Source organism: Chitinophagales bacterium, assembly GCA_019694975.1.
Taxonomy (GTDB): Bacteria; Bacteroidota; Bacteroidia; order Chitinophagales; family UBA10324; genus JACCZZ01.
The window spans coordinates 663,112-678,211 of sequence record JAIBAY010000001.1 but is presented as its reverse complement, the minus strand read 5'-3'; the positions used below and the strand labels follow the sequence as shown (position 1 = coordinate 678,211).

The 15,100-nt window shown below is 46.9% G+C and carries 14 protein-coding genes; 9 read left to right on the top strand and 5 right to left on the bottom strand.

The genetic code is table 11. The features are described from left to right. Window positions 1–75: 75 nt before the first annotated feature. From K1X61_02645 to K1X61_02635, 3 genes are read left to right on the top strand one after another with little or no spacing between them, the layout of a single operon-like run. Window positions 76–348 carry a hypothetical protein gene (locus tag K1X61_02645; protein ID MBX7107523.1) on the top strand — a complete coding sequence of 91 codons (273 nt, stop codon included), beginning with the start codon at window positions 76–78 and terminating at the stop codon, window positions 346–348. After that, window positions 329–2,893, top strand: coding sequence for an alkaline phosphatase family protein (locus tag K1X61_02640; protein MBX7107522.1), 2,565 nt, complete (start codon window positions 329–331; stop codon window positions 2,891–2,893). The genes K1X61_02645 and K1X61_02640 overlap by 20 nt, the downstream gene beginning before the upstream one ends. 55 nt (window positions 2,894–2,948) lie before the next feature. Further along, on the top strand, window positions 2,949–3,806 hold the full coding sequence (locus K1X61_02635; protein MBX7107521.1) for a T9SS type A sorting domain-containing protein: 858 nt from the start codon (window positions 2,949–2,951) through the stop codon (window positions 3,804–3,806). Between the two features lie 61 nt (window positions 3,807–3,867). Here the strand turns inward: K1X61_02635 and radA are convergent, their stop codons facing one another. Beyond that, the gene (gene radA / locus K1X61_02630) at window positions 3,868–5,235 is read right to left on the bottom strand and encodes a DNA repair protein RadA (GenBank protein ID MBX7107520.1); all 1,368 of its coding nucleotides are present in this window, start codon (window positions 5,233–5,235) and stop codon (window positions 3,868–3,870) included. A 129-nt stretch (window positions 5,236–5,364) separates the two neighbouring features. Here radA and K1X61_02625 point away from each other — a divergent pair, with 129 nt between their 5' ends. From K1X61_02625 to K1X61_02600, 6 genes are all read left to right on the top strand, one after another. Beyond that, window positions 5,365–7,281, top strand: a complete 1,917-nt coding sequence (locus K1X61_02625; GenBank protein ID MBX7107519.1) for a T9SS type A sorting domain-containing protein — start codon at window positions 5,365–5,367, stop codon at window positions 7,279–7,281. A 214-nt stretch (window positions 7,282–7,495) separates the two neighbouring features. Further along, window positions 7,496–8,455, top strand: a complete 960-nt coding sequence (locus K1X61_02620) for an OmpA family protein (protein MBX7107518.1) — start codon at window positions 7,496–7,498, stop codon at window positions 8,453–8,455. An 88-nt stretch (window positions 8,456–8,543) separates the two neighbouring features. Continuing rightward, entirely contained in the window at window positions 8,544–9,419 is an 876-nt protein-coding gene (gene tatC / locus K1X61_02615; protein MBX7107517.1) for a twin-arginine translocase subunit TatC, read from the top strand. A 43-nt stretch (window positions 9,420–9,462) separates the two neighbouring features. After that, on the top strand, window positions 9,463–9,906 hold the full coding sequence (gene rpiB, locus K1X61_02610) for a ribose 5-phosphate isomerase B (GenBank protein ID MBX7107516.1): 444 nt from the start codon (window positions 9,463–9,465) through the stop codon (window positions 9,904–9,906). A gap of 208 nt (window positions 9,907–10,114) precedes the next feature. Further along, on the top strand, window positions 10,115–11,005 hold the full coding sequence (locus K1X61_02605) for a septal ring lytic transglycosylase RlpA family protein (protein ID MBX7107515.1): 891 nt from the start codon (window positions 10,115–10,117) through the stop codon (window positions 11,003–11,005). 90 nt (window positions 11,006–11,095) lie between these two features. Next, entirely contained in the window at window positions 11,096–12,070 is a 975-nt protein-coding gene (locus K1X61_02600; protein MBX7107514.1) for a deoxyhypusine synthase family protein, read from the top strand. Between the two features lie 172 nt (window positions 12,071–12,242). Here the strand turns inward: K1X61_02600 and blaOXA are convergent, their stop codons facing one another. From blaOXA to K1X61_02580, 4 genes are all read right to left on the bottom strand, one after another. Further along, on the bottom strand, window positions 12,243–13,052 hold the full coding sequence (gene blaOXA / locus K1X61_02595; GenBank protein MBX7107513.1) for a class D beta-lactamase: 810 nt from the start codon (window positions 13,050–13,052) through the stop codon (window positions 12,243–12,245). A gap of 178 nt (window positions 13,053–13,230) precedes the next feature. After that, complete coding sequence (locus K1X61_02590) at window positions 13,231–13,971, bottom strand: TPM domain-containing protein (protein ID MBX7107512.1); 741 nt, start codon at window positions 13,969–13,971, stop codon at window positions 13,231–13,233. Window positions 13,972–13,996: 25 nt separating this feature from the next. Next, window positions 13,997–14,440: a TPM domain-containing protein gene (locus tag K1X61_02585; protein ID MBX7107511.1), complete on the bottom strand. Its 444-nt coding sequence runs from the start codon at window positions 14,438–14,440 to the stop codon at window positions 13,997–13,999. 14 nt (window positions 14,441–14,454) lie between these two features. Further along, window positions 14,455–15,078, bottom strand: a complete 624-nt coding sequence (locus K1X61_02580; GenBank protein MBX7107510.1) for a LemA family protein — start codon at window positions 15,076–15,078, stop codon at window positions 14,455–14,457. Between the last annotated feature and the right edge of the window lie 22 nt (window positions 15,079–15,100).

Sequence of the window (15,100 nt, the reverse complement as noted above, 5' to 3'; positions counted from 1 at the left end):
TTTTTTTATTTCTTCACGCCCTCAAAATATTAAGAAGCAGTTCATCCGGAGACGGGTAATCTAAATTGATAACCTATGAATGGGCAAGAAAACAACAACCAGTCCGCAAACAAGCGTGCGGTATTTGAAATTCCTGTTGAAGGATCATTGGGTTTACTGGCTTTGGGTGCTGTTGCCATGAAACCGTGGAGACAGAAGCGGATGGAGACAGGATATGAGGAACAGTTGTTGGAACGTTGCAGGAAACAGGCAGCAGAGAGTGCGCGCAGGAAAGAAGAACGTCAGAAAAAGTTGGAAGAAGCGAAGCTAAAAAAAGAACAGGAGCAGCATGAGCAAAAGAACGGCTAAGAAAGTTTTGCTGATCGGTTGGGATGCCGCTGATTGGAAAGTGATCAACCCGCTAATGGACAACGGGATGATGCCCACCTTGAACAAATTGGTGAATGAAGGGGTGATTGCCAATCTGGCAACACTCGATCCGCCATTGTCGCCTATCTTATGGACATCCATTGCTACCGGTAAACTGGCAGATAAGCATGGCATCCTTGGATTTGTTGAGCCGGATGCCGAGAAGATGCAGGTTAGGCCTGTGCTCTCCACTTCCCGTAAGGTGAAAGCCATCTGGAATATTTTAACACAAAAAGGATTTAAGTCGCACGTTGTGGGCTGGTGGCCGAGTCATCCGGCTGAGCCCATTAACGGCGTCATGGTATCAAACTTTTATCAGCGTGCTGTCGGTGCTTATCATGAACCATGGCCCATGGCAGAAGGAACCGTTTACCCTGATGATTTGAATTCCGTTTTTGAGGAATTAAGGGTGCATCCCAGCGAACTCACACTTTCTCACCTGGCGCCATTATTTCCTAATTTCAAAAAAATCAACCAGGATGTGGATCCGCGACTGGCACAGGGAGCCAAGATACTTGCTAATGCGGCATGTATTCACAATGCCTCTACGTGGATCATGGAGAATAAGGACTGGGATTTTCTCGCCGTGTATCATGATGCTATTGATCATTACAGTCATGCATTCATGAAGTTTCATCCGCCGCAACGGAAAGGTATTCCGGATGAGGCGTTTGAACTGTATAAAGATGCAGTAAGCGGCATCTATCGTTTTCATGATATGATGCTGGAAAGGCTATTGCAAATTGCCGGTCCGGATACTACTGTGATCCTGATGAGTGACCATGGCTTTCATCCGGATCATCTGCGCCCGAATAAATTACCGAAAGAACCGGCCGGCCCGGCGCATGAACATTCACCGTACGGCATACTCTGTATGCGCGGGGATAACATTCAGAAAGATCAGCGCATTTACGGCGCCACCCTGCTGGATGTAACGCCCACCATCTTAACCATGTTAGGCTTGCCTGTAGGACAGGATATGGATGGCAAGGTGCTGGTGCAGGCTTTCGAAACACCGAACAAGCCTGATTATATTGAATCATGGGAAAACGTGGAAGGCGAAGCGGGCATGCATCCTTCGGAGCGGCGACAGGATCCATGGGCAGCGAAAGAGGCCATGAAACAGCTGGTCGAGCTCGGTTACATTGAAGCACCAGGCGAAAATCAACAGAAGAATATTGAGAAGATAACCCGTGAGTCGAAATGGTACCTGTCCAGGGTATACATGTATAAAAAGCAGTACGATAAAGCGGTGGAATTGCTGGAAGAAATTTACGGTGAAGAACCTGAAATACGCTATGGTTTGTCGCTGATCCGTTGCTATCAGCAGATGCGCAAGGTGGCGGAGTTCAGGGCAATCCTGGAAAAAGTGCGTCAGGCGGAGTCTGAATCGAATAATATGGTACAGCTCGATATGCTGGAAGGCGCATTGCTGCTGCTGGAGTATAAGCCGAGGAAGGCGCTTGAAATGTTGCTGAAGGCGGAAGCACGGGCCGGTCATATGTCGCAGCTGCATGTGCAGATCGGAAGAATCTATTTGCGGAGTCAGCACCTGCCGGACGCGGAACGTGCATTTTTAAAAGCACTTTCTATTGATGCACAGAATGCCAATGCACACCAGGGGCTGGGCGGCGTTTATCTGCGGCAGGGCAAATTTGAAGAGGCTGCAGAGTCAGCGTTAAATGCCATCGGACTGTTATACTATTATCCCGTTGCGCATTATAATCTTGCAGAAGCACTGATGAATTTAGGCGAATATGAAAGGGCCGCTGAAGCGTTTGAAGTGTGCTGTGCCATCAGTCCCGGTAACCGCAAAGCGCATTTATGGCTGATCAGGCTGTATGAAGAACAGCTGCAACAGCCGGAAAAAGCATCGGAGCACCGCAGGTTTATCCAGGAACGAATAAAAGGTGTTATCACCGTAGTATCCGGTTTGCCACGTTCAGGCACCAGCATGATGATGCAGATGCTGAAAGCCGGCGGCGCGGAAATTGTTACCGATGAAATCCGGCAGGCAGACAATAACAATCCGAAAGGATATTGGGAATATGAAAAAGTGAAGAAGATGATGTCGGATGTGTCGTGGCTGGAAGAAGCCAATAACAAGACACTGAAAATAGTGGCACCGCTGTTAAGTTACCTTCCGGCAAAATATGATTACAAGATAATATTCATGCAGCGTGATATGGCCGAAGTGCTTAAATCGCAGCAGGTGATGCTGGGAAGAAAATCAGCCGTGCAGCAAAATGCTTTTCCAATTGTATTAAGTGAAGCATTCAGTAAACAATTGGAGCAATCCATGGCATGGATCAAGCGCTCGCCAAATGTGAATGCCTTGTTTGTCGAATATGCTGATGCTGTTGAAAGGCCGGAAGAAGTGGCGGAAGCTGTAGCAGAATTTCTCGGGGAAGACATGGATATCGCCAAAATGGTGGCTGCTGTCGATAAATCACTATACAGGAATAAATTTGTCGAAAAGGTCTGACACGAAGTATTGATGAACAAAAAAATAATTTACATTTGAGCCAAACTCAATATCTATGAAAAAGGAAAATACTACACTCTTAAGAAAGCTAACCTCCTATTCTGCGATGGCAGGTTCCATTGTGGCAGTTGCCGGAACAGCCAGTGCACAGGTGATCTATACGGATATCGAACCGGATGTTATGCTGGATCAGAGCGGCTCTGTTTACATGATTGATCTGGATAACAATGCAGCCAATGATTTTACGCTTGGTTTGTCGCACAGCACCTCAGCCGGTGGTAATTCCGTGAACAGAATATTTGCCAAACCATACAATGGATCTATCGGTGGCACGCATTCCGGTGTGTATCATTTTCCCTATGCGCTTGAAGCCGGTGAAATGATTGATGCCAATATTCCATGGCAGAACGCTGCTTCACAAACCATGGGAAAAGGCATATTGTTGCCGGGAAGCAGTTCGCTTTATTCTGTTTTCGGAAAATGGTATGGCGTGGAAGACCGTTACATCCCATTGCGTTTTAAAATCGGAACCAATAAATTCTACGGATGGGCAAGGCTGGATGTGTCAGGCTTGGTAAATGCAATCACCATAAAAGATATAGCATATAACCCGACCGCAAATGAAGGATTGTTTGCAGGGCAGGGAGACCCGACGGCGCTAGCTGCTGTTCCGACAGCACAGCCGGTTACCATTTTTGCTTATGACGGCATTTTGCATGCTACCCTTATCAGTCAGCAGCTTGACAATGCTTCACTGCTGATGACGAACATGATGGGACAACAGGTGAAATCGCTGAAACTTAACAATTCATCCACACAGGTTGATGTGTCAGATCTTGCCTATGGCATTTATGCTGTTACCGTAATCAATGGCGGAGCGGTCTACACACAAAAGATTGCCATTCGCAAATAAGCTGAGCCGGAATATTGAATAAGAGGTCGTCTCAATAATAAGACGGCCTCTTTTCTTTGTATTAAATCAAGCGGTTGATAATATCTTCCACTTTTCCCACCCAGTTTACTTCAATCGCATATTTGGAAACATCCAAACCCTTACGGTTGTATTTGGAAACAAATATTTTCTGCAGGCCCAGTTTATCCGCTTCACTGATACGTTGTTCAATCCGGTTCACTGCCCTGATCTCGCCGGAGAGTCCTACTTCCCCCGAAAAGCAGTAATTATTCTGAACAGGCACATCTTCATAAGAAGACAGCAATGCAGCCACAACGGCCAGGTCAATTGCCGGATCTTCCACGCGTAATCCGCCGGCAATGTTCAGGAACACATCCTTTACGCCAAAATGAAAGCCGCAACGTTTTTCCAAAACCGCCAGCAGCATATTCATCCTTCTTAAATCAAATCCGGTGGAAGTACGCTGAGGCGTTCCATATACGGAAGGAGTCACCAGTGCCTGTGTTTCTATCAGCATTGGCCGTATGCCTTCCATCATGGAAGCGATTGCAATACCACTTACAGCTTCATCGCGTTGTGTGATGAGCAGTTCGGAAGCATTCTTCACTTCCCTCATACCTGTCGACGTTAGTTCATAGATGCCCAGCTCAGAGGCGGAACCGTACCTGTTTTTAATGGTACGCAAAATACGGTAAGCATAGTGACGGTCACCTTCGAGTTGTAAAACGGTATCAACCATGTGTTCCAGCACCTTCGGCCCCGCCAGCGTACCTTCCTTAGTGATATGTCCGACCAGGAAAACAGGTGTTCCTGATTCCTTGGCATAGCGCAGCAATTCATTGGTACATTCCCGCACCTGCGACACACTTCCGGCCGATGCATCAATCGTCGGTGTCTGCATGGTTTGAATGGAGTCAATGATGAGAATATCCGGCTCCAGGGAAGCCACCTGGAAGAAAATATTTTCCGTATTGGTTTCCGTGAGTACATAACATTCCGCATGCTGCTGCTGCAGCCGTTCTGCACGAAGCTTTATCTGTTGCTCACTCTCTTCGCCCGACACATACAGTACTTTTTTCCCTTTGAGCCTGAGGGCCAGTTGCAACAGCAATGTCGATTTCCCGAATCCGGGCTCTCCGCCAATCAAGATAATGGAGCCCGCTACAATTCCGCCTCCTAATACCCTGTTGATCTCCTCATCGGGCGTCACATATCTTTTATTCAGTTCATTACTGATTTCATCAATTCGCTGCGGCCGAAGTTCTTTCAGTCCGCGGTCTTTCTTGCGCCAGTTCGCAGCCCTGCTTTCCTTCCGGATCACTTCTTCCACATAAGTATTCCATTCACCACAGGATGGACATTTCCCGATCCATTTAGGAGACTGTGCGCCACAGTGCTGGCATAAGAAAATGGTCTTGTTTGCAGCCATATAAATGCGATAAGCAGGAGGTAAAATAAATTTTTTTCTTTTAGCGCATTCTTTTTACATTTACCGCCTCATTTTAAAGTACTCCCCACTTAATTAATTTTTCACCCCCTTCAAAACCCTTTACAATCAATGAGAAAATTGTTTCTACTTTCTGCTGTCATTGCAATGATGGCAACTTCAGCCTTCTCCCAGCAGGTAAACCGTTGCGGAACTACTGAAGTAATGCAACAACTCTTCGAGGAAAATCCCGGTTACCAGGAGGAATTGCAAAAGATTGATGCATTCACCAGTGAATACATCAAGGCAAATCCTTCCGGAACGCGCACGCAGGTTACCATTCCTGTTGTGTTTCACGTTGTTTACAATACCACTGCTGAAAATATTTCAGACGCAAAGGTATTATCACAACTGGACGTGTTGAACCAGGACTACCGTCGTTTGAATCCTGATGTTAATGAAACACCTGCTGTTTTTGCCGGTGTAGCTGCTGACTGCGAAATCAACTTCTGCCTTGCAGCACGCGATCCTTCAGGAAATGCCACTACCGGTATCACCCGTACTTCCACCACCAAGACTTCATTCTCCAGCAATAACAATGTGAAGTTCGCTTCACAGGGCGGACATGATGTCTGGGACCGCAGTAAATACCTGAACATCTGGATCTGCGACCTTGGCAGCGGATTGCTGGGATATGCACAATTCCCCGGCGGCCCCGCTAACACGGACGGCGTTGTAATTGATTATGCTTACACCGGCAACATTGGTGCTACGCCTCCTTATCAGTATGGCAGGTCAGCTACCCATGAGGTTGGCCACTGGCTGAATCTTTATCACATCTGGGGTGATGATGGTAACGGCTGCAATGGCTCTGACCAGGTAAGCGATACACCAAATCAGGCAGATGAGACCTATGGTTGCCCGCTTCCTACGGTTCGTATCAGCTGTACCAATGGTCCTAACGGCGACATGTATTCCAACTACATGGATTACACGGATGATGGTTGCATGAACCTCTTCACGACCGGCCAGAAATCAAGAATGCAGGCTTTGTTTGGCGTAGGTGGTTCACGCGTTTCCATTCTTTCTTCTGATGGTTGCACCCCTCCGGGCGGTGGCGGAACCTGTAATGTGCCTGCAGGCTTAAATGTCACCGGTATCACTTCCTCAGGCGCTACTTTAAACTGGAGTGCTGCTACCGGCGCATTGACCTACAATATTCAATACAGAATGGTAGGTTCAGGCACCTGGACTTCTACTACTTCGGCTACCACTTCTAAAGCGATCAGCGGCCTGAGTTCAAGCACACAATATGAATTCCAGGTTCAATCATCATGCTCCGGCGGAAATACGAGTGCTTTCTCTGCTTCTACTAACTTCACTACCGGCGCACCAAGTTGCACCGATGCTTACGAAGCTAATAATACAAAATCAACCGCTAAGCCGATCTCTACCGGTGTTACCATTAATGCTTTGATTAATGTCTCCACAGATGTTGACTTCTTCTCATTTGCCAACACTGTTTCAGAGCCGAATATACAGGTAGCGCTCACCTCTTTGCCGGCCAACTACAACCTTGATCTTTATGACCCGAACGGTACTAAGATCGTGGCTTCCAAGAAGACAGGCACGCAGGATGATATTATCAACTATAACACTAGCGTGGTGGGTACTTACAAAGCAAGAGTTTACAGCACCGGCGGTGCAGCCAATGCAACTGTTTGCTATGCACTTACCGCTAGTATCAGCAGCTCACCTTTCCGTACTGTTGAACTTGCTGCCCAGGTAATTGGCGGTGAAATGACCAACATCTACCCGAATCCTTCCAACGGTAACATGGTAGTTGAATACAGCAGTACTTCAAATTCTGCCGTACAACTCATCGCGTATGATATGCTTGGCAAGGTTATCTTCAACCAGTCGACTTTTGCGACAGAAGGTACCAACACTTACAGCATTAACATCAGCAACATTGCTACCGGAATGTACATGTTCGAAGTGCGCAATGGCAATGAAGCCAGCCGCATGAAGTTCAGCATCGATAAGTAAAATTTCTTTGCATCAATTAAAAAGCCACCTCTTGCGGGGTGGCTTTTTTTATGCCTGCAATAATTTCCATGGCGACAAATCCGGTAATGGTTCTTCCTTGCTTTCTTATTTATTCGTTGAACATGTACTCCGGTTTTCCACAAATTAGAATGTTAGCCGGATGAACGGGTTAGGGATGATTTGTTGTAATTTCGGGCGCTTAAAATCAAAACACATGATGAGATACAGAGTAATGTTGTCGCTGCTCCTGCTTGCCGGGCTTTTCAGTGCCTGTGTTCCCGCTAAGAAGCTGGAAGATGCCACTGCGCTGAACAGCAGGCTGATGGATGAAAACAGCAGCATGCGAAAACAGTTGGATGAACAGGGCAGTCAGCTGAAGATGCTTACAGAGAAGATTAATGAAGCAAATGACCAGGTGAATAAACTGGCAGGCGATACTGCTTACCTGGGAGAAAAATACCGGAAAGCGAATGAGATCAATAGTGATGTCAATGAACTGTACGAACAGGCTATTCAACAGAATCAGTTGCTGGTATCAAAGGCTTCTTCAGAGCGGTTGGCGCTCAATGATTCACTGAAGAAGAAACAGGCGGATCTGTATAATAAAGGAAAGGAGCTTGATTCATTACAGCAAAACCTGGCGGCACGTGAGAAGAAACTGTCTGAGCTTCAATCAATGCTTCATCAAAAGGACTCTGCTGCTTCCGCATTAAAAGCACAGCTGAATAAGGCTTTGCTCGGATTTGAAAAAAGCGATCTGACCGTGGAACAACGCAATGGCAAGGTGTACGTTAGCATGGCGGAAAAACTCTTGTTCAAATCAGGCAGCACTGCAGTGGATCCCAAAGGAGCTGATGCACTCAGGAAGCTGGCTGTTGTGCTGAAACAGAATCCGGATCTTACTATTGAAGTGGAAGGCCATACCGATAATGTTCCGCTGGCAGGAACCGGTGCCATGAAAGATAATTGGGATCTGAGTGTTTTACGTGCCACCAGCATCATCAGGATACTCACGGAAAACGGCGTTGACCCGAGGCAAATAACAGCATCGGGCAGGGGCGAATATTTCCCGGTTGCCTCCAACACTTCACCGGAAGGAAAATCAAAAAACAGGCGCACGGAAATCATTCTCTCCCCGCGGCTGGATGAATTGATGAAGATATTGGGTAACTAAGCGGCTCTATTCCGGATTGTGATGGAAGCTGTTTGTTGCTTTGAGTTGCTTACGCTATGAACTTGAATTTTAAGAGGGAATATTCTGCATGGGTTGGTTAGATGGATTTATTCAGCGCAGGGGTGGCCGTGATGCGGAGATGTCGTTTCTCGAACACCTGGAGGAATTACGCTGGCATATCATCCGTTCTTTGCTGGCCATCATCATCGTCGGCATTGTTTTGTTTCTGAACAAATCATTTGTTTTCGACCAGGTGATACTGGCACCGAAGAATCCGCAGTTCTGGACATACCGGATGATGTGCCGGCTTGGTGACCTGCTGCACTGGAAAAGTTTGTGCACTACTGAAATTTCCTTTACGCTGACCAATATCGATCTGTCGGCACCATTCATGATCCACCTGCAGATCGCTTTTGTACTCGGCCTGGTATTCACTTTTCCCTATATCTTCTGGGAGTTCTGGAAGTTTGTTAAGCCTGCATTGTTTGAAGGAGAACAAAAACAGGCCGGTGGTGCCGTTTTCGCCGCCTCCCTGCTTTTTTACCTGGGCGTGTTATTCGGTTATTACCTCATTGTTCCGTTTACGGTAAATTTTTTGGGTTCTTACCAGGTGAGTGAGGAGGTGAAGAACAATATCAACCTTTCCTCTTATATTGATACGGTAACCGGCTTAAGTTTTTCCTGCGGATTGGTTTTTGAATTTCCGTTGCTGATTTATTTTCTGGCAAAGGTGGGGCTGACAACCCACGAGCTCTTGTCGCAATACCGGAAAATGGCGCTGGTGGTGATCTTGCTGATTGCAGCTGTCATCACGCCTTCGCCGGATATGTTCAGTCAGACTCTCGTGGCCGTACCTTTATATGGATTGTTTGAAATAGGCATCATCATTTCCAGGAAGGTGGCAGCCAACCGCAAGCTGGTTGCGGAGAACGAATCGGCAGATGATACCTACCATGCAGCATAAGCAATGACATGCACCACATCATGCTCAAATAAATTAATGAAACATGAATGACAAAAAAGTAATCGCCATCGGTTGCGACCATGCAGGTTTTGAGTATAAAGAATCATTACGCGAATGGCTCGGCAGCCAGGGTTATGTCGTAATCAATTTTGGAACAGACTCATTATCCTCCGTAGATTATCCTGACTTCGTTCATCCTTTGTGCCGGGCTATTGAGCAGGCAGAAGCCGCCCTCGGTATTCTCCTTTGTGGAAGTGCCAACGGCGTAGCAATTACCGCTAATAAGCATTTGAAGATTCGTGCCGCCATTTGCTGGACCGTGGAGATAGCGCATCTCGCCCGTCAGCACAACGATGCCAATGTGATTTGCCTGCCTGCCCGCTTTGTTTCGCTGGAGTCTGCAAAACTGATGGTGACGGAATTCATCAATACCTCATTTGAAGGTGGCCGTCATCAGCGCAGGGTGGAGAAGATTGCTGAGCTTTAAATCATAGCAATGTTATTGCTTCGGCCGTTGATCAAAAAATCCGGTACCTGTCCTTACTTTCCCGTCTCTTGATTTTGTTTATATTGAGCAACATGTGCATTCGCCCGCAGTGCAGTTCGTGGCTCATGTAGCCGGTTTGTCTCCGTGATAACAGCGGCGCAGTGCTGTGCAAATAAAAATATTAGTGGAAGCAGAAATTTTCTTCAGGATGAAACCATTCCGGCAATATTTGTTGATGGCAGCCTTGTGTCTGTTGTACGGCACAAGTCATGCACAAAAACTGTATTCCACTACCGGTCATGCCTCCTATTATGCTTCCAAGTTTGATGGCCGCAAAACAGCGAATGGAGAAATTTTTTCCAACAGGAAATTAACGGCAGCGCACCTTACACTTCCCTTTGGCACGCTGGTAAGGGTAACCAATCTGAAAAACAACAAGTCTGTAATAGTGCGCATAAATGACAGGGGGCCATATATTAAAAGCCGCATCATTGATCTTTCCCGTGCCGCGGCAGATTCGCTCGATATCATACATGCCGGCTGGGCCATGGTGAAAGTGGAGGAGGTGAGTCCTGAGCCGGTGATTGTTTTGAATACGCTGCCGGTACCTCCGCTGGCTGATCCGTATAAATTGTGTTTTCCGGAAGATTGGATCGGAGAATGGGACGGCATATTAAAAATATATTCTGAACGCGGCCTGGAGAAAAATGTGCCGATGAAACTGACGATTATGCCGACGCCGGCCCTTGACCGTTACTGCTGGGATATTATTTACGATGGCATTCCGCGCAATTATGAGTTAGTGGTGCGCGACTCGGCACTGGGTTCCTACTCGCTGGATGAGCGCAACGGCATTGATATCATGAGTGGATTATTCGGTAACCACTTTGTCAGCCGGTTTTCTGTTATGGGAAGCCTCCTCGATTGTGATTATGAATTGCTGAACTATGATGAGCTGAAGTTCAGTATCGCTGCCGGCAGGGAAAGCATTCAGTGGTCTACCGGAAATATTGAGCACCCTGCCGATACCATCCCATTAATTGGCGTGTACAGCATTTCCAATCTGCAGGTAGCCACGCTGCAACGGGTGAAGCAGTAATGAAAGGACGGCAGCCGGCAGGCATGTTGTGCTGCATTGCTTCACATTAGCTCACTACTCTTTTTCTATCTTCGCAAAAAATAATAAGCTATGCCACAGGGACCTGTTTCGCAGTTTATGGAAAAACATTACCGCCATTTCAACGCTGCTGCCATGATGGATGCTGCCAAAGCATATGTGCAGCATCTGGATGATGGCGGAAAGATGATGGTAACGCTGGCCGGTGCCATGAGTACCGCTGAACTGGGGATTTCCTTTGCAGAGATGATACGAAAGGATAAAGTGCAGATTATCTCCTGCACCGGCGCCAACCTGGAAGAGGATATCATGAATCTTGTGGCGCACAGTCACTATAAACGCGTGCCCGGTTACCGCGACCTGACACCGAAGGATGAATGGGACTTGCTCGAAAATCATTATAACAGGGTTACCGATACCTGTATTCCAGAGGAAGAAGCCTTTCGCAGGATACAGCAGCATATATATAAGATCTGGCAGGAAGCTGAGACGAAAAGCGAGCGTTACTTTCCGCACGAATACATGTACAAGATGCTGCTGAGTGGCGTGTTGGAGCAGTACTATGAGATTGATCCGGAAAATTCATGGATGCTGGCAGCGGCAAAGAAAAATATTCCGATTATAGTGCCCGGTTGGGAAGACTCTACCATGGGAAATATATTCGCCAGCTATGTGATCAAAAATCAGTTGAAGGCATCAACGATGAAGTCGGGCATTGAATACATGGTACAACTCTCCGACTGGTACAGGAAAAATTCAGGTGGTAAAGGAGTAGGGTTTTTCCAGGTTGGAGGCGGTATTGCAGGTGATTTTCCTATCTGCGTTGTGCCGATGATGTACCAGGACCTGGAATGGCATGATGTTCCTTTCTGGAGTTATTTCTGCCAGATATCCGATTCAACCACCAGTTATGGTTCCTACAGCGGCGCCGTGCCAAATGAAAAAATTACATGGGGAAAGCTGGGAATTGACACTCCGAAATTTATCGTGGAATCAGATGCAAGCATCGTTGCACCACTGATGTTTGGATGGATATTGGGCTGGTGATACAATCTTAGTGCACGATAATAATTTTGTAATCCTGAAAATGTTGCCGTAAGGCGTATTGTGTGAAGTGATTGAAAGCACAATTAATAATTCGTCTAATGCATCCTGTACCGATCAGCAAGTATTACAGACCTTCTTATCATATAGCAGGTCGTTTCTGAAAACATACAAATCAATGTGCTTGTAAAGAACCTGATAGGGTTGTGTTGCTGACGATGCCCATTTCCTCCAGAATTTTTAAGGTGATCTGCCGGCTTGCGCTTCCAAAATTTTCAGGCGCAGGTTCCGGTGAGCTGATATTGGTGGCGAAAAAATAAACATTCCCCTCTTTCTCCACATAACCTACAAACCAGCCGATGTTTAAGGCCTGTCCTCCGGTTTCTTCGCCCTTCATTTCTCCCCATCCTGTTTTTCCGCTCAGCCGGTAGCCCATCGTATCCACCAGCACTAGCATTTTTTTGACAGCCGCTATGGCAGGGTTTGAAAAGTGGTATGTATTCTGGTAAAAATCTTTCAGAAATTCAATTTGTTCATCGCAGGAAATGCGCAGGCCGCCATTCAGCCAGAAGCTGTCTATCGCACCGGTCATATTCGCATTGCCATAGTGCACGAGGTTGAGATACTGCTGCATTTTGCCCGGCCCGATTTTTCGCGCCACCTCCTGGTAATACCATACGGTAGAATTTCTCATTGCTTCTTCCATATCCTGATCGTGGTTCCAGGAAGGAACGGATCGCTGCACACTGTCCCAGTGCATGACATAGTGCTCATCGGACACAACACCCAGCTGCAGTCCAACAAGTGCATTGAATATTTTAAATGTGGATGCAGGAATAAATCGCTGACTGCAACGGTCGGTGTTGTAGTCGGTGAAATCGCCTTTGTTCAGATCAAACAACTCAAAGCAGCCGTCTACCTGGAACGCATCAAAATAAGGTTTCAGATCCTGCCGGTGATTACCGGACGGTGTGCAGGATTCCATAAGAGATAGTCCTGCGATGAGTAGGCAACAAAGTGTGAAGGTTTGAGGGAGTCTTCCGATCAATATCATAACACGAATATAATCTCCACGCAATGATTTATTAAAAAGATGCAGTAAGTATGATGAGTTGGCATGCCTGTCATTAATAGCATCTTAAATTGTGTCTGTCCGATATTTCTCACCACCGGCCACCGGCACCACCACCGCCAAAACTTCCGCCTCCAAATCCACCAAAGCCTCCACCTCCGCCTCCTCCAAATCCCCTGCCGCCGAAGCCGCCACTGCCAAAGCCGCCGCCTCCCCAGTACCAGGGCGAAAAGGTGCCGCCACGGCTGATGTACCTTCCGCCGCGGCCACGGTTGTTTCTTGAAATGATAAACAGAATAATGATGATGATGATAATGATGACGATGAGCGGAATTTTATCCTGTGACTGCTGATCGCCGAGTTCATCCACAAATTCACCCGAAGCCAGCTTCATGATGGCATCCGTTCCCTCATCAAGCCCGGAATAGAAATCTCCGTTCCTGAAGGAAGGCAGCATGATATTGTCGATGATTTTTTTGGCTGTCACATCAGGAACAGCACCTTCCATACCTTTTCCGGTGGCAACCCATACACTCCTGTCATCTCTTGAAAGCAGGATTACCACACCATTATCCTGATTTTTTCCGCCAACACCCCATGCATCACCTATGCGGTAAGCTGTTTGCGTGATGTCGCTGCCATCAAGGGATACAATGGTGACGATGGCAATTTGTGTGGAGGTGGAATCACTGTAATCATCCAGCTTTGTTTCCAGACGATCCGCCTGTTCGCTGCTCAGCATGCCGGCAAAATCATTCACCAGCCTGGGTGGTTGGGGCCTTGACGGAATATCAAAGGCCATGCAATACCATCCTGTTGTCAACAGTATCATCACAGACAACAGTAAATGCTTCAGCTTATTCATTACTTATGATGATATCGTCAGAGATTTCATTGGTGTTGTTACCGGAAATTTCGAAGAACTGACTCAGTTGTTCGCCGGCCAGTTTGATGCCTTTCAGCAATCCTTCCGTAAATTTTTCTTCCCTGAAGTAACCTTCCATCAGCGTTTTGGTGGATTCCCAGAAACCGGCAGGAACTTTTTCATTGATGCCGCTATCACCGATTATCGCAAAGACACGGTCACCATAGGCAATGTAAATCAGCACACCTGTTTTCAGCGCGGTCTGTTCCATCTTTAGCTTGTGGAATATTTCCACGGCACGGTCGAGCAGGTCTTTCCTGCAGTTTTTTTCGAAATAGACTTTTATCTCGCCTGAAGATTTGCCTTCCGCTTCCCTGATAGCAGTCACAATCTGTGCCTGCTGTTCAGCAGATAGAAATGTACCGGATGTTGCCATTTGGGCTGATGATATTACCTGGCCGTATCAGGCGCGGATGAGTTGATCTTAAAGTTGATGTCAGGTGCATTCTCTGAACCTGCATTGGATTTGAAATAACCTTTTTCCGCAAATCCAAACATGCCGGCTATCAGGTTGGTGGGAAATTTTTTGATGTAGGTATTGTAATCCTGCACCGAGAGGTTGAAGTCATCGCGCGATTTATTGATGCGGTTTTCAGTGCCTTCAATCTGCGTTTGAAAGTCCTTGAATTGCTGTGTGGTTTGCAGCTCAGGATAGCGTTCTACCACTACCATAAGCTTGCTGAATGCCGAACTCAGCTGATCCTGGGCCTGTTGAAATTGCTGAATAGATTCCGCAGTCAGTTTGGAAGCATCCACATTTACTGCAGTGGCATTGGCCCTTGCCTGGATCACCTCTACGAGTGTGCTCTTTTCGAAGTTGGCAGAACCTTCAATCACTTTCACTACGCTGTTATAAAGATCGGTGCGGCGCTGATACTGGCTTTCCACCTGCGACCACTTGGATTTGGTATCCTCTCCCTTTGTCACCATGTTGTTGTAGGCGCCTTTGAAGGTAGAGTACAGCACGAATGCAATCAATGCGATGACTGCAATGGTGATAATGGTTTTGTTCATGGCGATAATTTTTTTTGTGTTT